The sequence below is a fragment of the Aequorivita nionensis genome, assembly GCF_046352995.1.
Classification (GTDB): Bacteria; Bacteroidota; Bacteroidia; order Flavobacteriales; family Flavobacteriaceae; genus Aequorivita; species Aequorivita nionensis.
The window spans coordinates 1,648,293-1,672,365 of sequence record NZ_CP130281.1 but is presented as its reverse complement, the minus strand read 5'-3'; the positions used below and the strand labels follow the sequence as shown (position 1 = coordinate 1,672,365).

At 34.2% G+C, this 24,073-nt stretch carries 20 protein-coding genes; 11 read left to right on the top strand and 9 right to left on the bottom strand.

All coding sequences use genetic code 11. From position 1 onward, the window contains the following. The first annotated feature begins 10 nt into the window (after nt 1-10). A complete protein-coding gene (locus Q2U82_RS07540; protein WP_410007076.1) occupies nt 11-619 on the top strand; it encodes a hypothetical protein in 609 nt (202 codons plus the stop codon). A 23-nt stretch (nt 620-642) separates the two neighbouring features. Next, nucleotides 643-1,566 (top strand): hypothetical protein, encoded by a 924-nt coding sequence (locus Q2U82_RS07535; protein ID WP_410007075.1) that lies wholly within the window; start codon nt 643-645, stop codon nt 1,564-1,566. Between the two features lie 678 nt (nt 1,567-2,244). Here Q2U82_RS07535 and Q2U82_RS07530 read toward each other — a convergent pair. The 6 genes from Q2U82_RS07530 to Q2U82_RS07505 are packed head-to-tail and all read right to left on the bottom strand — an operon-like array spanning nt 2,245 to nt 8,432. Beyond that, a complete protein-coding gene (locus tag Q2U82_RS07530) occupies nt 2,245-2,943 on the bottom strand; it encodes a hypothetical protein (protein WP_410007074.1) in 699 nt (232 codons plus the stop codon). 11 nt (nt 2,944-2,954) lie between these two features. After that, nucleotides 2,955-4,979, bottom strand: coding sequence for a hypothetical protein (locus Q2U82_RS07525; RefSeq protein WP_410007073.1), 2,025 nt, complete (start codon nt 4,977-4,979; stop codon nt 2,955-2,957). Then, a complete protein-coding gene (locus Q2U82_RS07520) occupies nt 4,976-5,707 on the bottom strand; it encodes a hypothetical protein (protein WP_410007072.1) in 732 nt (243 codons plus the stop codon). The genes Q2U82_RS07525 and Q2U82_RS07520 overlap by 4 nt, the downstream gene beginning before the upstream one ends. Nucleotides 5,708-5,753: 46 nt before the next feature. After that, entirely contained in the window at nt 5,754-6,392 is a 639-nt protein-coding gene (locus Q2U82_RS07515; RefSeq protein WP_410007071.1) for a hypothetical protein, read from the bottom strand. A gap of 1 nt (nt 6,393) precedes the next feature. Continuing rightward, nucleotides 6,394-7,062: a hypothetical protein gene (locus tag Q2U82_RS07510; protein ID WP_410007070.1), complete on the bottom strand. Its 669-nt coding sequence runs from the start codon at nt 7,060-7,062 to the stop codon at nt 6,394-6,396. Between the two features lie 32 nt (nt 7,063-7,094). Then, entirely contained in the window at nt 7,095-8,432 is a 1,338-nt protein-coding gene (locus Q2U82_RS07505; RefSeq protein ID WP_410007069.1) for an OmpA family protein, read from the bottom strand. Between the two features lie 112 nt (nt 8,433-8,544). Here Q2U82_RS07505 and Q2U82_RS07500 point away from each other — a divergent pair, with 112 nt between their 5' ends. Beyond that, on the top strand, nt 8,545-9,084 hold the full coding sequence (locus Q2U82_RS07500; protein WP_410007068.1) for an RNA polymerase sigma factor: 540 nt from the start codon (nt 8,545-8,547) through the stop codon (nt 9,082-9,084). A gap of 1 nt (nt 9,085) precedes the next feature. Further along, nucleotides 9,086-9,787, top strand: coding sequence for a tetratricopeptide repeat protein (locus Q2U82_RS07495; protein WP_410007067.1), 702 nt, complete (start codon nt 9,086-9,088; stop codon nt 9,785-9,787). On the opposite strand, the gene Q2U82_RS07490 is transcribed toward Q2U82_RS07495, so the two are convergent. From Q2U82_RS07490 to Q2U82_RS07480, 3 genes are all read right to left on the bottom strand, one after another. After that, nucleotides 9,767-12,574 carry a CHAT domain-containing protein gene (locus Q2U82_RS07490; RefSeq protein WP_410007066.1) on the bottom strand — a complete coding sequence of 936 codons (2,808 nt, stop codon included), beginning with the start codon at nt 12,572-12,574 and terminating at the stop codon, nt 9,767-9,769. The genes Q2U82_RS07495 and Q2U82_RS07490 overlap by 21 nt on opposite strands. A gap of 1,279 nt (nt 12,575-13,853) precedes the next feature. Further along, nucleotides 13,854-14,936 carry a hypothetical protein gene (locus Q2U82_RS07485; protein ID WP_410007065.1) on the bottom strand — a complete coding sequence of 361 codons (1,083 nt, stop codon included), beginning with the start codon at nt 14,934-14,936 and terminating at the stop codon, nt 13,854-13,856. A 4-nt stretch (nt 14,937-14,940) separates the two neighbouring features. Next, entirely contained in the window at nt 14,941-15,246 is a 306-nt protein-coding gene (locus Q2U82_RS07480; protein ID WP_410007064.1) for a hypothetical protein, read from the bottom strand. A 344-nt stretch (nt 15,247-15,590) separates the two neighbouring features. On the opposite strand from Q2U82_RS07480, the gene Q2U82_RS07475 reads away from it, so the two are divergent. From Q2U82_RS07475 to Q2U82_RS07445, 7 genes are all read left to right on the top strand, one after another. Beyond that, on the top strand, nt 15,591-15,860 hold the full coding sequence (locus Q2U82_RS07475; RefSeq protein WP_410007063.1) for a hypothetical protein: 270 nt from the start codon (nt 15,591-15,593) through the stop codon (nt 15,858-15,860). Between the two features lie 172 nt (nt 15,861-16,032). Continuing rightward, entirely contained in the window at nt 16,033-17,010 is a 978-nt protein-coding gene (locus tag Q2U82_RS07470) for a DNA-methyltransferase (RefSeq protein WP_410007062.1), read from the top strand. 2 nt (nt 17,011-17,012) lie between these two features. After that, entirely contained in the window at nt 17,013-19,010 is a 1,998-nt protein-coding gene (locus Q2U82_RS07465; RefSeq protein ID WP_410007061.1) for an ATP-binding protein, read from the top strand. A gap of 6 nt (nt 19,011-19,016) precedes the next feature. Next, nucleotides 19,017-20,372 (top strand): hypothetical protein, encoded by a 1,356-nt coding sequence (locus Q2U82_RS07460; protein WP_410007060.1) that lies wholly within the window; start codon nt 19,017-19,019, stop codon nt 20,370-20,372. Beyond that, nucleotides 20,369-22,477 (top strand): AAA family ATPase, encoded by a 2,109-nt coding sequence (locus Q2U82_RS07455; protein WP_410007058.1) that lies wholly within the window; start codon nt 20,369-20,371, stop codon nt 22,475-22,477. Before Q2U82_RS07460 ends, Q2U82_RS07455 begins: the two co-directional genes overlap by 4 nt. Next, on the top strand, nt 22,470-23,426 hold the full coding sequence (locus tag Q2U82_RS07450; RefSeq protein ID WP_410007057.1) for a hypothetical protein: 957 nt from the start codon (nt 22,470-22,472) through the stop codon (nt 23,424-23,426). The genes Q2U82_RS07455 and Q2U82_RS07450 overlap by 8 nt, the downstream gene beginning before the upstream one ends. After that, on the top strand, nt 23,423-24,067 hold the full coding sequence (locus tag Q2U82_RS07445) for an HNH endonuclease (protein WP_410007056.1): 645 nt from the start codon (nt 23,423-23,425) through the stop codon (nt 24,065-24,067). Before Q2U82_RS07450 ends, Q2U82_RS07445 begins: the two co-directional genes overlap by 4 nt. Nucleotides 24,068-24,073: the final 6 nt, after the last annotated feature.

The window sequence follows — 24,073 nt, the reverse complement described above, 5'->3', positions numbered from 1 at the left end:
ATTGCTGCTTGTGAAACCTGCATTTTATACTATCATACACCAATATAAAAGGAACGATTTGCTTTTGTTCACTTTTATTACGGCGCTGGCTGTAGTGTTTGGGCAAACCACCATCTTTTACATAATTTATTTTTTTTGGTGGACTGAACTCATCCGCATCCTTGCCGTTGCCATCTATGGTTTTAGGAACGAATGCCGTGAGGAAAAACAGGTGTCACTTTCTATTTTTGGCCCGCTGTTTATGATGGCTATTTACTTTGTATTTATCGTGGTATTCTTTGGAGTTATTGCCAGTTGGGGCAATGAGGAAGTAACAATGGTCAATATGGGCATTCTCTTTTTTCAGAACTGGTTTTTTAATGTCAATTTAATCATTGTGGCTTTGGAACAATTTCTTTTTCGTGGTAAACAATCGAATTCCTTAGGAATTGGCCCATTCACCCCACCCCTACTAGTGTTGCATATATCGATTATTTTGGGTGGTATTTTGATGTTTTTTGTGGTAAAAAACTTCCCGAACATCTTTAGCCCCCAAAATTTGTGGGGCTCCCTTTTGATTATTTCACCCTTTTTACTTTTAAAATATTTAATGTACAACTTTCTTAAGCCTATTTCTTAATATTCAAATACTACATTTCAAATATGAACAAAAACACTCTCCTTATCAGCTTATTTCTTTTGGTGGCCCTTGGCCTGCGGGCGCAAATATGCCACACTTCGCATTTTGGGCTTAACAATACGGCGGTCACAAAAATTGAGGAAACCGAATATGTTAATTTTCATAAACCCAGGGCAAGAAAGAACACCTACCAATTTGATGCAAAAGGCTATGTGACCCAGGAAACCTTTGAATATACTGGAGACAATACACCTACCGTTACCCAATATATTTACGATGATAACCATACCGAATTGACCAAACAATTGATGGACGAGTATGGGCAGCCCGTAAAATTTTTTGGGAAGTCTGGTCCTTATAAGATATATGATACCCCGACAGGATTGTTGTTCGACTATCCCGTTGTGGAGAAAAATGCCAAGGGAGAAGTAATAAAACTCAAGAATGAGAAGAAAGGAATGGAGAAAACATTTGAAACCAAAAGCAACCAACTTACCTATTGTTATATTACGGAAAATGGCATCCAGAAACCGGAGCAGGTATATGACAAAAACCAGCGGCTGCTGGGAACAGTACAATACAATTTTCCGGAAACTTATTATTCCTATGAAAACAACGTGCCCGTTGACAATACCTATTTTATTTCAAAACTAGCTTTTAAGTATGTTTATGAATTTGATGGGGCAGGCAATTGGATCAAGAAAATAACTTTTTCCGCCTTGCCAACCAAGAAATACCAATGGGAGCTTATAGCAATTAATACCCGTATTATTACTTACACAGACAGCAAATTGAACACAAAGCCAAACGATGTATTGCATACGCTAGATGTTTCCAATTTTGATCCCATTCGGAAACAATATGAAGTCAAATACATCCCAACGGATGTGATAGATACAAATTACTTCACGCAAAGGGAGGCGGCATTCAAAAAATTGTTGAAATAAGGATTGAGCAGATTTAGCAACATTTTGGGTTCCGGGATCATTGTTAATCACAGAAAAGGAAATAATTCAGAAATGCTCTGTACCTTTAAAATGGATTATGTTCCAATAAGGTCAAAGAATTTATAGCGTAATTATAAGGTATGTAGGGAGTATCTATGGAGGACAGACGGCATGGAGTCGGCATGTGAACGGCTTACAATCGGCTTATGGTCGGCTTACAATCGGCTTGCAATTAGCCTAGGCAGGTATAAATTATAATCATTGCTATAAATACAGGAGCGGATAGCCGTTAAAAATATAAATATACAATATTGAAGGGGCGGCTTGCAAGTATTTTTTACTTTTTTTTCGCACAACAAGCTTGAATACTGGGGAGTTTGAAATGGCAAATGATATCAAAAGCAACGCCCACCCATTGCGGAAAACCATAATAATGGGCTTTTAAATCGTGGAGAATAATTTTTTGCAGTAGGCTGTAAGCGATAGGCGAATATTTTCGATTTATAAACGCTAAAAATGCTTAAAAGAACTCTACCGATACAAATATCCAACTGTTAGCTCAAAAAAACTGAAAGAAGCTGTAACGACCAACGTTTTGGACAATGGAAAAAGGGATTTTAAAAGAAAGGCCAGACATTTTAAAATGTCTGGCCTTAAACACATTTCAACTAATCACTATCAAAATTCTGTAAGCAGAAACTCATATGGATTTGGACCGTAATTGAGAAGTTCCAAACTAAAATTTGCTCGCTCAATATGGGTAAGGGTTTGCTGCTTTTTTAATAAATTGATATAATCCATATCAATAGGAAGCTTTGCATCGCCTTCTAACCTGCAAAACCCATACAATTGAAAACTATTAATGGGTATTTCGTTAGTAGTAAAAAGAATTTCCTGTCCCTCCATTTTCAAATACTTAATTTTATATCCGGTGCATTCGATGTTTTTTTGCTGAATATTTTTTTGATCTATCGATTTAGTTTTGTGTGTCGGAACCAATGCGGCATCCAATATTTCCTCAGCAACCACGGCATCAACTTTTTGGGTTAGCACCATTTTTTTCCCATTTTCATCAGTACCAAAAATCCTGTATTCCCCATTTGGATAGGAAATAACCCCTTGTAACATATCGTCATTTGGAATATATAAAACTTGTTGGGTCTCTTCATTTAGGTAAAACCATAGCTCGTTTTCTTCACCATTTATAATGTATTTGTAGGTAAGTGCAGTTGGAAAATAGGCCACGGAATCGGGAATTTTTCCTTTTGATGGGTTTACTTCCTTCATTTCAGCAAGGGCTTGCTTTGAAGTTTTTGCATATTCATTATTGCAGGCCGAAAAAATTAATCCAATAAGCAATAGATAGGTTAGCTTCATTTGTGGTAGTGTTAAAAAGAAGGAAGTTCTATTAGTTTTGCCTTGGGAAAAACAATTGTTTGGTCTTCATAAAAATATAGTATTTTTCCTTGCCCATCCATGTCCAATTCTTCTAATCTGCTTTGTTCATCATATGTAGCAATAACTCCTTGAATCTTAAAGACCTTTTTTTTGCTGTTACTGCTGCTCATTTTTTTTGCAGAAGGTTCATTTTCTAATTTACTTAACGTTAATACATTTACATATTCAGGAAGATAATGAAAAGTGGTGCCTTTTTTTGGAAAGTTTAGATCCTTAATTTTTAAAGTAGGCACCATGGCAGCATACATATTCATGGCGCTATTGATGTTTACTTTCGTCCAACCTTCCTCGGGATTAAATGAATATACAAAACCTTTGTCGTCATAATAAATATCGTGGTTCTGATCTGATGGATTTAACATTTTCAAGCCGTAATTATCCGCATCAAAATAGAGGGTATTGTTACCATACTCTGAAGTGATGACAATTCGCATATCAGAGTTCCCCGTTTTAACATTGCAACTGTGATATCCGAAATTGGAGCCTTGAAGATTGAAAAAAGCTTCTATAAGAACCACCCCGTTTTTAGGAAGATCTTTTTTAAGGTCAACCTCCTTTAAAGTTACAATAAAAGATTTGTCATTTTTTCCAGCTTCAATTTTCACATTGTCCGCGTTTGTAATTTCTATATTTTCCTGCACAAAGTTTCCATCTATTTTAAGAGATAGTGTAAGGCCACTCTTTTTTATTTCTTCATCAGAATAGCCCAAAATCTCAAAAGTAAATTTGCCTTTATCATTTTCACCATCCCCAAATATTCCTTCAAAACCGTAAATGTCACCTTTATTAAGTTCAGTTTTAGAATCTGGATCCAAAATGGTTATGGGTTCAATCAGATGCATTGAGGTTCCTTTTGAAACCATTTTTAGGCTTGTGGTTGTCTGTATTTTTTTCTTATTTACAATGAAAAAGGAACTTAAATTAGTTTTCAAATTTAACGGCATACTTTCAAAAGCCTCAGTGGCAGTTTCCCCATAAGCTATCATTCTTTCATATAAATATTGAAATGCACTATAAGCATCTCCTGAGTTTACTGCATTTTGCCAATAAAAGAATTGTCCATTAATTAAGTTGCTTTCAAAAATGGTTTTTAGATCTTTTCGTTGGCCAAGTTCACAGGCGCTGAAAATTATTATTTTATCGTCTAGATTTTTGAGTTTTTCTCTGAAGAAGCTGGAATTAAGATATACCTCCCCCGATCTACTGTAGGATGTGTGTTCCAATACTCCTTTTTTTTCTGCCAAGGCTCTTATGGCTTCCGGGTTTTTTGGGTTAAATAGTATTCCTGAAGCCAAATAAGTTTCAGTATTATTACTATCACCACCAATTACAACTTCCAATGAGTCTTTTACACGCCTTCCACTTCTACTTCCGTGGGTGCTTATATGTATTAAATCGTAATCACCAATATTTAAATAGTCGTCAAAAGAAATATTCTTTGAAAATTGCTTCTCATTCGCCTTATATGTAATTGACCCTTTATAATTTCTATGGTTTTTTAGTGCATTTAAGGGTACCAATGCATCGTCATTTTCAGCAAAAGTCCAAAAATGGGGTGCTAAAATGAGAGCTTTTTTATGGTTTCTGTCTTTAGAATTTGCCCCAATTACATTCGTGATTTCAGAGGTTGTGGAAGTGTTACCATTAATTAGGGAGTTTGAGGCCCCTTTTATATCGGTTCCAGCCACAAGAAGCTCAACAATCATATTAGGCCCATTTTTAATTCTAAAGGTTATTATTTGATCACCTTCAGTTATTTGCATTACCTCAGGATTGGTCTGAAGGAAGGATAGTATGGAGTCTTTATTTGATCCTTTTATAGTGTTTACTATTTCGAAACTTTTAGTAAACCCTTCCTTTGTAATGGGTGGGGGTACAACAGATTGCTGCTTTTCTTCTTTACATGAAAAAAGCAGTATGGGTAACGCAAAAATTAAGAAGGATATCTTTTTCATTTCAATTTCTCCTCAATTATCATTTTTGCCGCCGTAACGGCTTTTTGGTCATTGTCCTGCATATCATCACTTAGGTCAACCCGCAACGTAAACGACAATCCCTTGTAAAAAACTTTTAAATCTCTTGTGGTTACGCCCATAATGCCACTATCTACAAACACAGCATAATCGCCTAAATTTGGAACTTCATTCACCTTAAAATTGGAAATTGAATTTTTGGCAATACCAGAGGCAGTATTGGTTTGCTCCGGGGTTGCTTTCCCATCCCTTTCCAATTCCGTCATTTTCTTTTCCATTGCCGCTTCCGCATTTTTTATTTCTTCAGGCGTTGGATTGTGATAATCATGTTTAAACTGTTTTAGCGTAGTGTTTTTCACCCAGCTTAGTTCAATAACATTTTCTAAAGGCACATCCATGAAATTACCTTTCATTACCTCAACCTTGCGGGTTCTGTTTGAGCCCCACACGTATTTTAAACTTTCCAAGGAAGAAAATTTGGAATGCTTTGTTTCTGCTTCCGAAGCGGGCAAGCCACTTGCTTTGGCAGCCATTTCAAGAGTTAGGAGCTCGTTTATATTTCCTTTAAAGTCTTCTGCCTTTATTCCGGCATCGTCCAAAGCCTCGGCCACTTCTCCTTCCAAACCATTTAATTGTTCTGTTTTCGCATCATCTTTGCAGGAAAAGGCAAATAGAAAAATGCTCATTATTGTTACTAGTAGTGTTTTCATAATCTATTATTATTTGTTTAAATTAAAATTCACGCATCACCCTCACTTATTTTAAAACATCGTTTTTATCAATTCCGAAACTTTGAATGATAGGGGACGTAATTTTTCCATTCCCGGTGATTGACTTCCAGTTGCTGGGGCTGTTGGCATCAGTAGCATCGCCTCCTCTGCCATCAATTTCAAATTCCATACTATCTTTGGTAAGTTTGGTGATTCGCATAATGCCTTCATAAGGCACTTCGGAAGCCATCATGCCATTTTCATTTACATCCATAAACATTGCTGTGGCCACGGGATTTTCTCCATCATAAGCATTGCTAACTGCAAACCTCCCTTCTAAGGGAAGCGAAAAATTATCAGGAATATGGTTTAGTATTGTAATAAAAGATTGACCCTCATTTCCTGTTAGCTGAAATGATATTGCCAGTCCGTCATTTTCCTTTTGAAATAAGACTGCCGCAGTCATTTTTTCCTCTCCATTTAAATAGGTTTTAGCAGCAAATTTATAGGTAACAAACCCAGCGTTCGTGTCAAAATCTTCCGAGTCGGCCAAATCAACATGGCTTCCGGTCTTGTTTTCTATTGCCTCTTCCATGCTTTCCTTCATGGCGTCTTGAAGCGTATTTTTTCCTTTATTACATGAAATAATGGAAAGGATGCCAAGTATAAAAACTAGTTTTTTCATGTTATTGATTTGTTTTAAATGCTTTATTGCCATTCCAGCTTCCTTCAGTCATTGCACTGTTCCAACCCCATTTACCTCCAAATGAATTTCCTATAAATTGGAATTCCAAATAGCCTACGGCTCCATTGTTAGTAAAAGTTCCCTTTAAGGTTTTGGTGTTTTTGTTGTAAGTGGCATTTATTTCCCCCACATTTTTATAGGAACCAGTAACTTTATCGCCAATTTGCTTCAATATCAAATCGCCATAAGTGGTGTTCCATTTTCCGCTCCAAACGGCCGTTTTTATGTTTTTTGGCATTGCGTTGCTACTTGATTTTGCCTGCCCTGTCCACCAAAAATCTCGGTTCGGACTGTTGTAATTAACATTATTGCCATAGCCCCAGAAACCCGAAAATTCTCTGTTGGTTTGCAAAGCGCTTATTTGAAGGCGAAACTGTCCTGAATCCTTCCCGTTGTGGAATTCTCCTATAAATTCATTGCCCAATAGAAACCCTACCATTGTTCCGTTCTGTCCGTAATCACCATAAATTATATTCTTGTTTGGGTATTCATTTCCAGTTTCGGTAACAAAAGTTAGGTTTCCATATTTTGAAGTGAATTCACCTTGCCATTGCTGTGCGTTAATAGTCATTACTGTTACTAATGCTACTATTGATAGTATGTTTTTCATTTTTTAAGTCTTAATTGATTCCTGTTAATTGATTATAGTTTAATAAATTCAACTCTTCTGTTGTTTGCTTTGCCTAGGCTTGTATTGTTGCTATCTGTGGGCTCTGTTTCGCCCTTTCCGGCAGTTTGCATTCTGTTGCTGTCAATTTTGAATTCGGAAACAAGTATATTTTTTACGGCAATCGCTCTTTTTTCAGAAAGCGTAAGATTGGAAGCTGCATCGCCATCACTATCTGTATGGCCTATTATAGATATGTTTACCGTTGGGTTTTCACTTAGCGCTGAAGCAATTTCTTTTAGAACCCCATAGGAGGATGCTTGGATTACATCAGAATTCACGTCAAATAAAATACCTCTGGTTACTAATTTTCCATCGTTAATCAATTTGCTTCGCGTGTCTGGCGCACCAACGGCATAGCGCAGGTTAGAAACCATAAATTCGTCTTTGTTTTCATTTTCAGAGAAGTTCATGTATTTCGTACCCAGCTTAAAAACATTATATTTTTGTTTGCTGTTAAATGCCTGTGGAATGTCTATTACCTTATTTTCATTCGCATAAATCCGAAGCCTTGAATTTTGTCGCCAAATGGAAATTCTCACAAAGGCCGGTTCGGTGCCCTCATTTCCGCAGCCAAAATCTTTTATGTTCAGATTTTCATTTTGGTTAACCACCTCGTTATTTTCAACTACATAGAACTTGGAAGAACCTTCACAACCTGCCCATTTCAACTGTATATAATCATATAGATATTCTTCCGACAAATCTTTTTTGGGATTGGAGGATGATGCTAAATAAAGTTGGTATTCCAAAATGTTATTGCTTCTGTAACGTGTGAAAACATCAAATTCCAAAGTGAAGTTATCGGGCATATCGCTAACGAACTCAGGTTGAAAATAACCATCCTTTGTCATAAACAACCATTTTTGGCCACTGCCTTGAAGCTGTACAACTTCCGCGGAAGAATTGGTGTTCCAGCCCAATGGAAAATCGCCGAGATTTGTGGTTGAAAAGTCATCAAAACCGATGATCTTTTCCCCGGGAACAAAGTCAAATTTGGAATATACTTTTATATTTTTCGAACCTGAATTGGAAGTAGAACTTGAGGAGCCGTTGGTAGGTTCGGAGCTGCCAATAATATCCTTCCCGTTGTTCTTTTTGTTCTTTTGCTTTTTATCCTTCTTTTTAAATATACTGCCAATGCCTTCTTCTACTTTATCTAAGGCCTTATCTACAGTTTCGCTAGCTTTGTCTTCGCCCCGGTTGTAGGTTTGGTCCTTAGTGTTTCTAATTACCTTCCCCCCGACGGTTTCTTGGGCATTTGCAATCGTAAAAAAAAACACTGTGATTAATAGGGTACATACTGTTTTCATTTAATTCAATTTTTAGAGTTAATCTTAACTTAGTACCCAAAATGAAAAAAGGTAAACATCAGGTTTCTTTTTTTTTTTAGATTTGTTTACTTCTTGCCCCACAATCGTACTAATGAATAATGAAAAGCTTTTAATAAGCCGTTTAAAGTGTGATGACCCCGTAGTCATCAAGAAGTTTTACGAGGAAAATAAAAAGGGCTTTGCCTTTTTTGCAAGCCGCTATCAGTTAGATCAGGAAGCTATTACAGACATTTATCAAGATGCGGTTATTGCGCTTATTGAGAATGCCAAAAAGGGAAGTATTGACGATTTGAAAAGTAGCCTTTCTACCTATTTGTTCGGAATAGGAAAATTCATGATTTATAAAAAGCTGAAAAAGGATAAACGTACTGTTTCAATAGATGATGGCGAATTTCCAGAGGTGGCTTTTGATATGTATGAAGAAGAGGAAATTAATTTACAGCTGGCTTTACTTCGAAAAGGATTGAAGAAATTGGGGGAGCAATGCCAAAAGGTGTTACAGCTTTTTTATTACGAAGAAAAAAAGTTGGATGAAATTCAGGAGCTTTTGGATTATACAAATAAAGATGTGCTAAAAAGTCAAAAATCGAGATGCCTAAAACAATTGAAAGAAATTATTAAAGAACGCTAGTATGGAGCAGGAGGAGTATATCAGGAAATATTTTGAAGGCGATTTGTTAGAAGAGGAAGCGCTCGCTTTCCAGAAATTGCTAAAGGAGGATACTGCTGTTGCAGCTGCATTTGAATTTGAAAAAAATGTAAAAAAGGCTATTACACTTAATAAAAGGAAAGCCCTTAAGGAAACTTTTAAAGCGTATGAAAAGCCAAAAAAGTCCTATAAGTGGCTATATGCAGCTGCAAGTATTGCAGTTTTAGTGGGCTTGTTCACTTGGAATTCTTTTTACAGTACCAACTATGATTCCCTTTACAACCAATATTATCAAACCTATCCAAACACTATTGTCCCGACAGTTAGGGGAACGGGAACAACAGATTTAAAATCGGAGGCCTTTTTTGCTTATGACACTGGAGACTACGAAACTGCCTTAAGTCTTTTTACTAAAATTTACAAATCCACTTCTGAGGACTACGCACTTTTTTACAAAGGAATTTCCTTGATGGAATTGGAGCAATATGAAGATGCACTCGCAGTTTTTAACAATGGCGTTTTTGAGGAGAATAGTGTGTTCAATTCCTATTCGAGATGGTATGCGGCACTGTCATATTTAAAATTGGAAAATAAGGCAGCTGCAACTGCAGTTTTGGAAAGCTTGACAAAAAGTGAAAACCCCCAAAAAGAGGCTGCAATAAAACTACTTGCCCGTTTGGAATAGCTTTCTTTTAAAAATTAAAAGCAGAATCAGTACAGTGAGACCTAGCAAAATATAAAGCCACCAAGTATTTGTTGCGGCAATTGCCGAAGTGTCTCCGTTTACAACAAATCCCGCCCAATAATACGGATGGCTTTTTAGAGGATTTTTCTTTATAAAAGTAGTTTTTGCATTTGCTAGGGCTATGTCTTTTTCTTCTCCATTTTTCAGATTTTGATAGAATGAAACCATAATCTCAGACGTTTCCTTATCGGGCACTTGCCATAGTGAGTACACACAAGATTTAACCCCAGCAAAGGTAAATGCACGCGAAATACTCATAATGCCTTCCCCATTTTTATAACTGCCCATACCTGTATTGCAGGCGCTTAAAACGGCAAGATCTGAAGGCAGTTTTAGATTGTAGATTTCTGAAAAGTACAGTTTTTCGTTATTGGAAAAGATTAAATTTGAAAGATTTTCATCTTCCTCATCCATAATGGAATGCATTGCCAAGTGAAGGATTTGGTACTTGGAAGCATTTTCGATAAAGGCATTTTTGGTAGCTTTTTCTGAATTTAAAAAGGTGCCATTAAACATTTCACTTATGGTTGTTGCTTCGGCTTTTGCCCCTTTCAATTCATAGTCGCCTGCACGGGTTATCATCGCTATTGCTTCATCTTCGGAATTGTTTTGGGACAATTTGTAATCTGGGGAAAAGACGAGCAAATTCTGGCTTTTGGTCTTGGGCAATTGCGATTGGGTGTTCCAAAGTTTTACGGAACTTGCATAGGAGATAGAAAAATCGCTTACAAGGAAATTAGCATTGTGTTTTAATGTTTCAAAAGGTAAATAACTCAAAAAGCTATTGGTCAAGATTATCAGTCTTCCATTTTTGGGAAGTTTTAGGGGTTTCAATAAAATTTCTGAAAGTTTTTCGGCTTCAAACGCATAATCCATGTCAATGCTTTTCAACTTATCATAGTAGGAAATACAGGCTTCCCTCAACTTGTTGTTTTCCTTTGAAATCAACTGCAAAGCAATAGATTCGTTGGTAACCTTAAACGCATAGGTCGTGCTATCAAAAACTACATAATCAATTAAAATTTCATCCTTTTTAAGCTTTTTCTGAATTTGCTGAAAGCCAACTTCATTGGAGGCAAACGAATTGAAAGCGGGATGTTCCTTTTCTAAACTGAGTTTGGTTGCCTCAATGTTGTTTTCCAGGAAAACTTTCTCACTCTTTATTTTTTTTATTTCATCAGCGTCCTTGGCAGCGGCTATTTTTATTGCTAACGCCTCAATTTTGCTTTCAGTGGCGTGGATACTATCTGTCAATTTTTTGGGTTTAATAAAGGTGTTGCCTTGATTATTGTTTAAAAAACTGGCCCATAAAAAGTCAGATTTGTTTTTTTCTACCATTTCCAGGACCTCGCCTTTTTTATCCCCAAGTATAGTGGAACAGTACAGAAGCCCTTCATTTATTTCGTTTACTCGCTGGTTCAAATTGGGGTTGAAAGCATCACCCTGATATACCTTTTCGAAAAGATTAGATGCTTTTTTATAACAATTGTAGGCTCGCTCTAAAATAACTTTGTCTTTTGTTGCTTTATAATTTGAAATATGCAAGCTTCCAATATCGCTCAAGTTGTGCAAGCTCATAAATCCTTGGTAGGTATTGGCCTCACTGTTATAAAACGCTTCTACTTTTTGTATATATTTTTCAGACTCGTCATATTTTTTAAGATGCGATAAGGTTACGCCATAGTAATTGTAGAGACTTATTACATCAATAAAATTTTCAACGCCTTTTAGAGCCAATGCTTCGGAAAAGTTTTTTTCGGCACTTTCCCATTTTTTAAACCGAATATCGGTCCATCCTTTCAAAAAGAGTAAATTAATTTGCCCTGCTGGGTAATTTTGATTGTATTTTAAAGCTTTGTCATAACTGTTTTGGGCTTTGTCGTAATCTTGCATGTTCCTTGTGTAATACACACCAATTTGGGAATACACATCATTTATAAGCGCTAAATCATTTTCGGAATACTTTTTAGCTCCTTTGTTTAATGCATTTTCAAACAGGGCAATACTTTTTTCCATTTCACCGGCTTCGCCAACTGGCAATTTGTGGTACATAATATTACCTAAAGCCAAACTGGCTGTATTGATGCTAATTACTGAGTTACCGTCATGGGTAGCGTTTATAAAGCTACTGTCATTTTTGTTTTTCCCATAAAAGGCATTTAATTTATCGAGATATTTTTTTGCCGATGGATAGTCGCCGTAATACACTAGGGTAATTACGTAATAATAATATATATCGAAAATAAGCTGCTTGTTTTGTACTGTAATTTGTTCTGTGATGGCTCTTGCTGCATCTAGACTTTTTATTTGCTCGTCAACGTTATCTATCCTGCTGTACATATTGGCAAACTCTAAATACGCTTTTGCGACTGCTTCACTTTTTTCCCCGTATAATGCTTTTTCGGCTAAATAATACTCTTGGCAGAGTTCTAAAGCCTTGGTGTAATTCTGGAGATAATCATAGGTTATATAGCCTGTATATGCGGTTTTTGATAAAAGCGGAGTGTATTTTGGGTCTTTTGTTTTCTTTAAATAAGCAATTAGTTTTTCAGAAGATTCAGCAGCTTTTTGATCTTGGTGGTTATCTAATTGCGAAAGGTACAATTGCTCCAATACAGTAATATAATCGGCCTCAGATCTTGTTTTGTTATTTTCTAAAAAGGCAACTGCCTTTTGCACTTTTATGAGCTTTAAGGAATCATTAATTTCAGCTTTATAGGCATTCATAAGCTGCTTTAATGAATCTTGGGAAAATAGGGACTGGGAACTGACTATAAACAGAATTAGAAAAAAAGAGTAGGTCTTCTTCATGCAAAACGGTTATTACAAAAAAGTGTCAATTTTAAAGCAAATAACGTTAAACTCAAGGAAGTAGCAAAATATAGTAACGAAATGTGCATCATACTATGTGAAAAGGGAGTCTTGTACTTCCAGCCTATGCTAAACACCTCCACTATCATACTAGGCAGCATTGGTTTTAAAGACCCTAAAACCTCAACGAGATGCGTTGATAAGGCAAAGGGTCACCTTCGCTAAAACTACTTTGACCTATGCGGAGAATATCCAGTATAACGTTTTGCTTTAGGCTTTAGGCCGTATTCTTTAAACTGTAAGCAAGAGTTCAACAATTAAACGATTAAACATTTCCACAATTAAACAATTCAACAATCTAATTGCTAATTGGTCATTGCTAATTGAAAAACCCATTTCGAAAACCATAAGAGGAGAAGCAGCATGCTGGCCTCAAAAAAAGAATGGGATAAAAAAAATTATCTTTCTATACACGATACTAACTATATGTAAAGAAATTTCGAAAAACCGAACACAAATCAATAACGTGTAAAGAAAATGTAATTTCCTTTGCACATTGATTTATAATTAATTTTCTCTAATTACGATTCGTAAATTATTTGGCTCAATTAGCTAAAGATGGACATCTTATAAAACACAAAATTGGGAGGGCAAATTATTATGTGAATGCTTCTGTTTTAAATGCTTTAAATTAAGGATTTTAAAATTTAGACGGGGCTTTTCTCACTTGTGCTTTTAACCTGGTGTTCTAATAGAAAACCACCTAATATAAAACTTTATAAATTAACATTTTAACAAATATAGGTTTTAGCTGTTAGCTATAGGCTATACGCTATAGGCTGTAAGCTTTAGGCTGTAGGCTGTAGGCTTTTGTGAATGGGTGAATATGTGAGTATGTGAATGAGGGAGTTTTCAGTTTTGGGTTCTCAGTTTCTGGGTTGTGGGCGGAGCCGTCTACCCCACGGTTAGTCGCATTGCAAATGCTGGAATTAAATAGACACGCTTTTTAAAAGCGCGCCAGATGGGATTGCCAAGAATAAAGATAGTATGATTTTCTTCATCTGTTCAAATTACTTATATGAACCGTAGAGCATTTTAGAGCTACTAACATGCCCACATTAACGAGATTTGTTATGAGTCCGAACTTTCGGAAACAACTGTGTGTCCTATGTTTTTACCTCTTTGTTAACAACTGTTATTTTCTTTTTTGATTGTTTACCAAATTTATTCTTGTGGTTATACTAAGTATGAATTTGTTTAAATCTCCTTTTGCATCATCCGATTCATCAACATCGAAAATATCAGAATAACCGAATGTTAAGCCAGCAATAGGGTTAAATGCGTTCTGATCTTTCAAGAAGAAAAAACCTAAACCTAAGTTTGTCTTGGGCTTTTCATCCCGACTGACGTCCGTTCGAGAAAAAACCAACAACCCAATATTCTTTAGGTTATGAGGAACAAAATATAAATCTATATTTAATGGAAATACAATACTTTCCTTATAGGCACCTGTATAGACAGTTTCTTTGGTGGTTATTTTTCTTGATGTATTAGTTGTGGAATCTGATTGTAAAACATTCTCTTCTCGAATTGACTCAGTTAGGTCATCAAAATTATTTTTTTGCTTTATACCAATGGTAGCCCCTCCTAGTATAGTGTTATTAATGATTCTAGCATTCCAGTAATTAAATCCTATGTTTATGTTATACCCTGTAAAAGTTTCCTTTATTATTTGATTAGAAAAACTATTATCAGGTTCAAATCTTTTAAAAGAAGATCCAGTAAAGCTTCCATCAATGGTAAGCCATAAATCATTTGCCGGTAGAGTTGAATTGTCTAAAACATCTTGAATTTCTTCATTGGTCTTTTTCCCAGCAAGTAAAGAGGTCCAATCAGTTTTGTTTTTAAAAAGTCTAAAACCTAAACTTAGCTTTAACTCTCCTTCAGCTACAATATTGCCACTTGAAAAAATATTTGCAGTGCTGTTTTTTAATTTACTATTTGTCGACAATCCAATATAGTAATCAGTGAATTTCTCTGGAGTAAAATAACTATAGTAATCAAGTCCTAATTTTTTATCTTTTGTTGTAAAAGTTACAATTCCCAGATTAAAACTTATAGTATCTATTTTTGGTGAATCTTCCTTTTTCGCCTTTTTTGTCTCTTTAAAACCTGGTGTTAACCCAATTGATGAGTTTCCTTTACTATCCTTAATTATTGATTGCCCCATTCCTCCAATTGTTGTCAAACCGAAAGTCAAGAGAAAAATAGTCTTCAATAAATTAAATTTCTTCATTGAACTGCGCATATCCGTTTTTATTAAATGGTTTGAACAAATCATATTCTCCTTTTTTTGTATCCTCTATGAATACCTCCATTTTGGATTTTTCATTAGGATTCCCTGCTACAATAATCAAAATATCAAGGTCCCCATCGCTTCCAAGAGGGAAGTTGTCTTGTTCTGCAACCCATTCTCCGTTTTCAAAATCAAAAAAACTGTTAGGATTGAGTTTCCTACCCTCAATCAGGATATATTCAATTCTCCTTGTTTGATTGTCAATGGTAATTTTGAGTTTGATTTTTTTCATAATTTGTTTGTTTAATGGTTAGCAACTTGTTTATATCGGCTACTTTATTTCCCGTCATCATCCTATTTTAGGATGCTAATCACCATTTTTATGTCTATAACTATTGTAAATATAAATCAAACTCAAACCCACTCCTTACTGAAAACGGTATGGGTGAGTTTTTAACCGGGGAGAATACCAAATATAATAATTTTTAACAAATAAAATAGCTAACTATCTAATTTTTAGAACATCATAGCTTTTAAATTTTCTAAAAAAACTAATTCCAATACCATTACGGAATCCCGTAACAATCCTAAAAGCACATACAATACCTTTATCCACTAATCTTAAAAATTTTAATTATGGGAACTACAATAGGTGAAGTATTAATTTCTTATGATATCAACCGAGCACACAATGAGGTAAAAACAGCTTTACTGTCGCTGGGGTATTTTGACAATTTTAAATATACCAATGAGTCAAAAATCTATTATCTGCCTAACACTACATTATGGCACGATAAAAAATCTTCTGACCAAGCTATGTCCGACCTCAAAATTATTTGCGCCAGATTAGGCGCAACGCTTGAAAAAGCCATAGCAGTTAATGCCACTGAATTTGTAGGGATTTAGATTTTGGTTTTTATAGTAACCCTAAAAAAAAATCAAAAAATTTAGCATCAAATCAAAATAAAACTCAGCGGAGTGAATAAATAATCATTTTTTTCTATATTTACTTATCTCCCCGATATTAAAGTGTTTTTATTTTCACTATTATTATGCGAAATATAAAACAACCTACTTAATGATTAAGCCCAAATACCAAACCAATAAAGGGAAAATTTTTCATGGAAATTCAATTGAACTTTTAAGTAATCAGCTAAAAGAAGAACTAAAAGGGAAAGTGAATTTGATTATAACTTCTCCTCCATTTCCGTTAAATAATAAAAAACAATACGGGAATGAAAAAGGAGAAGAATATAAAGAGTGGTTCATTAAATTGGCACCTATATTTTCTGATCTTTTAACGGATGATGGCTCATTGGTAATAGAAATTGGGAATGCATGGGAACCTGAAAGACCAGTTCAATCTTTACTTCATTTAGAATGTCTGTTGGGAATGGTTAAGCATCCTGAGGCGAACTTACGCCTAATTCAAGAATTTATTTGTTATAACCCTTCTAAGTTACCCTCTCCCGCTCAATGGGTTACGGTAAACAGATTAAGGACAGTAGATAGTTATACGCATGTATGGTGGATTGCTAAGGATGATTTTCCAAAAGCAGATAACAGTAAGGTATTACGTCCCTATAGTAAGAGTATGATGCAACTGCTAAAACGACAATCTTATAATTCAGGTAAACGTCCATCGGAACACAAAATTAGTGAAGAAGGATTTCTAAAAGATAATGGAGGTAGTATAGCCCATAATTTTTTTGAAATGGAGGCTTTGGATGAAAAACGTGATGTAAGACTTCCACATAGCGTGTTGAGTTTTTCAAACACTAATTCCAATGATTATTTTCTAAAAACTTGCAGGACAAAGGGAATTTCGCCACATCCAGCTCGTATGTCTGGTGGACTAGTTAATTTTTTTATTCAATTTTTAACGGAGGAAGGTGATTTGTTATTAGATCCATTTGCAGGAAGCAATACTACTGGATATTGTGCCGAAAAATTAAATCGTAAATGGGTTTCATTTGAGGTTAAAGAAGATTACATAAATCAAGCTATTATAAGGTTAAGTAATCCCAATTTAAAACCTCCATCAAAACATCTATAATTATGGAAAACTTAAGAGACGAATTTGAAAAAATTGCTAAAACGGACATTTTTGAAGTCGCAAAAGACTCGAAGAATTTTTTAGGTAATCCTTTTAAAATAGACTACAACAAAACAAGTCTACTTACTTGTGATGATTGGAAATATAATGTTGGAGGCATTGCCCAAGGTTGCTTCCTGTTGGCATTCTATGAAAATGATTTTGGTGAAGATGCCGTGCACGAAGCAATATTGTTAAGAGCACTTAGACCTTGTCCTATTCCAAGTGACAATAGCGTAATAAGTTCCAGGATAGAATATTTCAAAGAAGAACTTAAGACAGCGGGAAAGAACAGGCAAATTGATCAATTTACTAGATTTGAGTTTAGTTGTTCAGGTTTGGAATGTTCAATACTTGGAACATTTTATAAAACAGCAGACGGAAAAGTAGAGTTTGGTGCGGATTTAGAGAATTTTTATTCGCCACATTTATATAAAGTGTATAAACCGTCAGGTCAATATCTTCAATATATTGTAAATCTCAGGGATAATGATGGTCCGTTAAAACCAGATTCTAATTTTCAGATAGGAGATGTTCGTTACAGTTCAAGTAGAAAAAATTATTCTGAAAATACCAGCACTGATGAAAAGGTTTATATGCATACCAAAGATATATTAGGAAAAAGGACGGCATTGTTTGGTATGACTCGAACAGGTAAATCAAATACAGTTAAAAAATTAATTGAGGCTACCCAAGAACTCTCAAATAAAGCAACAACTAACTCATCAAGCAACTTTCAAGCAGATATAAATCCATATAATGAGAATGAAATTCCCAAAGAAAAAGTAGGGCAAATCATTTTTGACATTAATGGTGAGTATGCAAATAAAAACTTACAAGACGGTACTGCGATTTTTGAAAAATATAAAAAAGATGTAACTCTATATAGCGTATTAGAAAAAGATGATTTTGAGGTCTTAAAAATTAACTTTTACAAAGATATTTCAGCCGGACAGGAATTAATGCGAGGATATTTTAAGCAGTTTGGGAAACAATCTGATTATGTAGAAGATTTTCTAGGTGTTAATCTAGAAAAAGACGGAGAATTACAAGGAGGAGAAAAAATCAGATATGACCGAAAGATGGCAGCTTATAAATGCTGTTTGAAATTAGCAGGATTTACCTTAGCAGGAAACAATAAGATTTTCTTTGAAGGATGTAAAGAAATTAATGATCATGTAAAGGAAGGTGGGATAGATCCAAAAAAAGGTGTTAATTATGATGAAGCAATAACTTGGTTTAGCCAAGTCTGGAAAAATTATAACGAGTGGGATTATTTAAAAAATTATGAATCAAAAAAAGGAAAACCTTGGGCAGATAATGATTTAAAAGCCATTTTAAGATTTTTAACTCAATATAGAAGTCCCGGAGAGAGAGGTCCTGTAAATAGTTTCATAAAACTACGTCCAATAGTTAAATATCATACGACTTCTGAAACAGACTTATTCGAAGACAATATTTGTAAACTTGTTAGAGGTGGAAAAATAGTGATAGTAGATTTATCTCAAGGAGATCCAGAAATACAAAATTTATATTCTGAAAAAATATGTAGAGCAATTTTTAGATCATCAATGAGTAATTTCATTGAGGCCAAAACTAACAATTTTATACAGTTTTATTTTGAAGAAGCCCACAACCTATTTCCTAAAAAGGATGATAAAGACTTAAGTCAAATCTACAATAGAATAGCTAAAGAAGGAGCTAAACTCAATTTGGGAATGGTGTACGCAACACAAGAAGTAAGTTCAATCAGTTCAAACATTCTTAAAAATACTCAGAACTGGTTTATTGCCCACTTAAACAACGAAGATGAGGTGAAAGAGCTACGTAAATTTTATGACTTTAGTGATTTTGCAGATGCCTTAATTAAGTTTAGCGCAAAAAATGATAAAGGATTTGTTCGAATGAAAACCTATTCCAACCCTTTTGTTGTTCCCGTACAAATAGGACTTTTTAAATAACAGAATATGTCAAACGATTACACAAATAATAGTTTCGAACGAGGTAGCAGAATTTCGCATAGTCACATCATTAATGATGATGAGGTTAAGCAATATTTGAATAACTGTGAAATTCCTGTTGAAGCAGAGGATGTGGAATTGAATGATGCTCTTAAGCATGACATTGTTTATCCAGAAAAAAATACAATTGAATTTATTGTTGCAGTTGATGGAGAAAGCACGACCATTCCTGTAAAAAAAAGTTTTCCTTCTTCATTAATCACCTTTTTTCAGTTTGGTTCACTTCTTATCAAAGGTTCTGATTTGGATGATATGGAAAAGAAGCCGTTTGTGTCTCCTTCTGATATTAATAAACTGAAGAAAATAGAGAGAGAAAAATTTGTGTTACCGACAAAGAATGTTGCTCTTAAAAAAGATATTGATTTTAGAACTACAGTTAGAGAAACTATTCACGAATTTTTCAAAAAGAAACATTCAGGGACAACATCTATTCTAGAAACATTGTATTGGTTCATCTTTGAGCAATATAATCTTGCTTCAACTAAAAGTGACTACAAGCTTTCTCAATGCCCTCATTGCGGAACTGGTATTCTTTTGAACAAAGATAAAATGGAATTTAATAATTATTCATGGAAATGTACAAAAAGTAACTGTGAAAAAGAAATATTGATTACTGATGTATTAAGGTTATTTGAGAAGGTTGATAAGCTTGAAAACGCCGATGCATCGGGTATTATTACTTATTTAGAAAAGGCTATCGAAAGTTTCTTTATTATACATACCATCAAAAGCTTAATGGAAATTCAAAATGGTTTGGTAGATCGATTTTTGTTTGTAAAAGATGGACCTTTAAGTTTTGGTGGTGAAACTGCCAATATGCATAAACCAATGCAGGCATTGCTAACTTATCTTAACAAAAACAATAAGATTAATTTGATTGGAGTTGAAACTTCGGGAGCTTTTGTAGATCACGCAAGACAGATCAAAGACAAACTAAATCCTGGCCAGGTATTTCTACTAAACAATCAGCATATTTATACCTACATTCAAGTGGGCAATCACAAAGAACAACAGTACGGCAGTACATCGTACTATAGCGGAAAGTTTATTTATAAATCTTTTGATGAAAGAGTGTATGTCCTGACAATACCCGTCGAAAATCATAATACATATTACAATCAACCTGAGCTAACTGATTTAAAGAATATTCAGGAAATACTATTGAATATTGATAAACTAAGGTGTGATATTTATCAAAATGCATTAATTCCTGTTGCCGTTGCCACCAAACTTATTTCATTAACCAACCATCCTAGTTCTAATATATTGGAACGGTTTGCTAAAAAATCTATGGGAAGATGATTAAGATAGAAAAACAAAGTGCTCCGGACTTTCTACATTCTTCTATAGTTGTTTTAGCCATTGAAAAAATGGCAGAGTTTTTCGCATCTAAAAACAGAAGTCAAAAACGATACGATTGGCCTTTTAATAGGGACATAGACAAAGAACTTAAGAAATCTTTGCATGATGTATTTCATGGAAAATGTGGTTATTGTGAAACTAATATTAAGTCTCCAGAATTTGGAACTATTGATAGATACAGACCCAATAACGGAGTAAGAGATAAAAATGAATTTCATCAGGACTTATATTGGTGGCTTTCATTTGAATGGAATAATCTAATCTATTCGTGTAAAGAATGTAATCAATACAAGGGAAATTATTTTCCGATTAAAGGAAGGAGAATTTTAAATGAGAAAGATGATTTGGCTAATGAAAATAGAATGCTCGTAAATCCTTATGAGGACAACCCTAGCGATCATTTTTCTTATGACGATTCTGGTAATATTCATGCTATTACTGAAGAAGGGTATCAAACAATAGAGTTGCTGCGGCTTGACAGAACTGACTTATTAAAAAAAAGAAAATTTGAAAGAGATAAAATAATAGAAATAATTGAAGAGATAAGTCAAAAAGGTTTTAACTCAGTTAGAGTAAATCACTTAAAAAGTATATATAATGAAGAAAATAAATCCATACAGTTTTTAGCTTTCAAAAGATGGGTTCTTATCAATGAACTAGATAGTAACCCTTTTTTAGGTCAATCTCTAGGCCTTGAAGATTACAAGCTAGATAAAAGTCGAGTCAAAAAAGTTAGAAATCCAGCAAAAGAAAAATTTTCGAAAAAAGATATTCTAGTTAGTGATTATTTTCCAATAGAATATATTCATATCAAAAATTTTAAATCCATTGATGATTTAAGAATTGATTTTAAAGAAGACGAGTTAAACAAAAAATCTTGGTTGTTTTTACTTGGAGAAAATGGTGTAGGGAAAAGTTCTATTCTTCAAGCAATTGCTGTAGGTCTAAAATTAGATAGGAAACTTATTAATGTAGATATAATTCGTTCTCTTATCAAGAAAAGAAAACAAACTTCTGAAATTACAATTAAAGAAAGAAATAGCGAGAATATTGTCCATACAAAATTGGTGCGTAAAACCGGGACTGTAGAGCAATCAGGCAATTTCAATTCCTATATAATTGGATATGGATCTTTACGTCTATCCGTTGATGAAATAAAAAATACATCAAAAGAGGACACATCAAAAGTGAGCTATGCAAATTTATTTAAGCCTACAAAAGCTTTAAATGACGTTTCAGAATGGCTGAGATTTATTAATGAGAATAATATTGACTTTTTTAATCGTATAGCTATATCTATAAAACAATTATTACCACATGATAAATCAGACACCAATCTTTCTATAAAAAATGGTGAAATCGTACTTGGTGCATCGGAAACACTATTTTCTGAGTTAAGTGATGGTTACAAAAGCACCATAACTTTAGCTATTGATATTATGATGAAACTTTCTGACGCACAGTCAGATATGGATAAAATGTCAGGAATTGTATTAATTGACGAGCTTGGCAATCAATTACATCCCAGATGGCAAATGAGAATTGTTGGGCAGTTGAGAGAAGTGTTTCCCAATATTAACTTTATTATTTCTACGCACCATCCATTATGTCTAAGAGGAGCAGAAAGAAAAGAAATCTTGTTGCTTAGGAATTTAGATGATAAAGTTGTTACTAATACAGAATTACCCGACCCTTCTTCTTTGAGGGTAGATCAAATCTTAGCATCGGAATTTTTTGGTTTAAGTAGCCTTGTTGATCCAGAGATAGAAGCTAAGTTTAACCGATATTATCAGCTGTTGGCTAAAAATGATGACATTACTCAAATTGAAAGATCTGAGGTTAATCAATTGAAGGATTTTCTGAGGAATAAGAAACAGTTAGGTGCTTCTCTGAGGGAAGAATTAATGTACACAGTAATAGATAAATTATTAGCGGAAAAGGTAGTATTTAATAAAAATACTTTTGACCGAGAAAATCTGAAAGAAGAAGCTGTTCAAAGAGTAAAAGACGTGTGGAGAAATTTAAATCTTGATGCAAATGATTAATGTAAAAAGATTAGATTGTCCAGATATTCTTAAAATAAGTTCAAATCCACAAAGTTCTGGCGAATGGGAAACACGAGATGCAATTGAGTATTATCGGGATATTGCTAATCACAAAGAGAAATATAAAAAAACTGGAGCAAATGGTACTAGAACAAAGCAGGGATATTCGGTTTATTCAGAAAAAAGCGTCAGGAAACTACTTTTAAAGATGTTTAATGGGAAATGTGCTTATTGTGAGAGTAAAATAACAGCAATTTATAATGGCGATATAGAACATTTCAGGCCCAAAGGAAAAATTCAGAGTGCAAATCCTTCCAGACCAGGGTATTTTTGGCTGGCTTCCGAATGGGAAAATTTACTATTTGCCTGTCCATTCTGTAACCAAACGAATACACATGAATTCCGAAATGGCAATAATATTGAAGAAGCAGTATTAGGCAAACTAGATAAATTTCCATTAAATACAGAAACTTATCGTTTAAAATATTCACACGGAATAATTTATTTTACCGATGGAGCGACATACGAACAGGCTTTTGAATTAGAGGAATCTGAAAGGCTTCTACTTAATCCTTGTAAAGATTATAATATTGAGAAATACTTCAAATTTGATGATAGTGGCGCGATTATTTCAAATGATAATTTAACTGCTTTTGAAGAAAAGAAAGCACAAAAATCGATCTTTACATATGCATTACATAGGCTGCCGCTAGCAATAGCGAGAGAAGAGAAAATTATACAAATCAAAGCTCAAATTCGAAGAGTTGAAATAGCTATAGCTAATTACAATAAATACTTGAATAATTCGGATGAAGAAAAAGTTTGGTTTGAGGGGATTATGAGAGAAGAAATGACAATATTAAAAAAATTTAAAGATGCTGACAAAGAATATTCGGGATTGGCGCGGTATATTATTGATAAATATTTTGATGAAGCAAATTTGTTATGACAGGAAGTTATTTAAATAAAATATTATCTATTAATGCAAGACACGCTTTATATAGGCATGATGGAAAATGGTATCATAATCTTACTCGATTTCCTGGAGTATTATTTGATAAAAATGGCTATGTAATATTTCATAAACGAGATGATTATATTAATAATCCAATCCTTCAAATAAAAAAAGATTTACATATAACTGATGGCCTAGAGAGTCTTGCTAATTATGTAAAGTTCACAAAAAGAGAAATAGAATTAATCAATGGTGTTGGCTTTGATGGCGAAGATAAAAATGATACTAAGGAAAATACAATTCGTGTCTTAAGGGAGATTGAGATTATACTACGCAAAAAGAATTTAGTTGCAAGAATAAAAAAGCTCTACAATAACACTTGCCAAATATGTGAAACCAAAGTTTTAATTGGAAAGAACAAATATTATTCTGAAGTCCATCACGTTATTGCTTTAGGAAAACCTCACAATGGAATAGATGCTCTAGAAAATATGATATGTGTTTGTCCAAATTGTCACATAGAGCTCGACTTTAAAGCTATTCCATTAAATGAAAATATGTTGAAACTGAAACATCACACAATTTCTTCAAAAAGTATTGATTACCACAATAAGGCATATCTACTCGCAGAATAAATAATC

Coding starts and splice junctions, on each gene's coding strand:
- Q2U82_RS07445 (WP_410007056.1), top strand. CDS start 23,423: ATGACAGGAAGTTATTTAAATAAAATATTATCTATTAATGCAAGACAC.
- Q2U82_RS07450 (WP_410007057.1), top strand. CDS start 22,470: ATGATTAATGTAAAAAGATTAGATTGTCCAGATATTCTTAAAATAAGT.
- Q2U82_RS07480 (WP_410007064.1), bottom strand. CDS start 15,246: ATGAAAAAAATCAAACTCAAAATTACCATTGACAATCAAACAAGGAGA.
- Q2U82_RS07470 (WP_410007062.1), top strand. CDS start 16,033: ATGATTAAGCCCAAATACCAAACCAATAAAGGGAAAATTTTTCATGGA.
- Q2U82_RS07495 (WP_410007067.1), top strand. CDS start 9,086: ATGGAGCAGGAGGAGTATATCAGGAAATATTTTGAAGGCGATTTGTTA.
- Q2U82_RS07505 (WP_410007069.1), bottom strand. CDS start 8,432: ATGAAAACAGTATGTACCCTATTAATCACAGTGTTTTTTTTTACGATT.
- Q2U82_RS07460 (WP_410007060.1), top strand. CDS start 19,017: ATGTCAAACGATTACACAAATAATAGTTTCGAACGAGGTAGCAGAATT.
- Q2U82_RS07465 (WP_410007061.1), top strand. CDS start 17,013: ATGGAAAACTTAAGAGACGAATTTGAAAAAATTGCTAAAACGGACATT.
- Q2U82_RS07455 (WP_410007058.1), top strand. CDS start 20,369: ATGATTAAGATAGAAAAACAAAGTGCTCCGGACTTTCTACATTCTTCT.
- Q2U82_RS07515 (WP_410007071.1), bottom strand. CDS start 6,392: ATGAAAAAACTAGTTTTTATACTTGGCATCCTTTCCATTATTTCATGT.
- Q2U82_RS07510 (WP_410007070.1), bottom strand. CDS start 7,062: ATGAAAAACATACTATCAATAGTAGCATTAGTAACAGTAATGACTATT.
- Q2U82_RS07490 (WP_410007066.1), bottom strand. CDS start 12,574: ATGAATGCCTATAAAGCTGAAATTAATGATTCCTTAAAGCTCATAAAA.
- Q2U82_RS07535 (WP_410007075.1), top strand. CDS start 643: ATGAACAAAAACACTCTCCTTATCAGCTTATTTCTTTTGGTGGCCCTT.
- Q2U82_RS07500 (WP_410007068.1), top strand. CDS start 8,545: ATGAATAATGAAAAGCTTTTAATAAGCCGTTTAAAGTGTGATGACCCC.
- Q2U82_RS07520 (WP_410007072.1), bottom strand. CDS start 5,707: ATGAAAACACTACTAGTAACAATAATGAGCATTTTTCTATTTGCCTTT.
- Q2U82_RS07475 (WP_410007063.1), top strand. CDS start 15,591: ATGGGAACTACAATAGGTGAAGTATTAATTTCTTATGATATCAACCGA.
- Q2U82_RS07525 (WP_410007073.1), bottom strand. CDS start 4,979: ATGAAAAAGATATCCTTCTTAATTTTTGCGTTACCCATACTGCTTTTT.
- Q2U82_RS07530 (WP_410007074.1), bottom strand. CDS start 2,943: ATGAAGCTAACCTATCTATTGCTTATTGGATTAATTTTTTCGGCCTGC.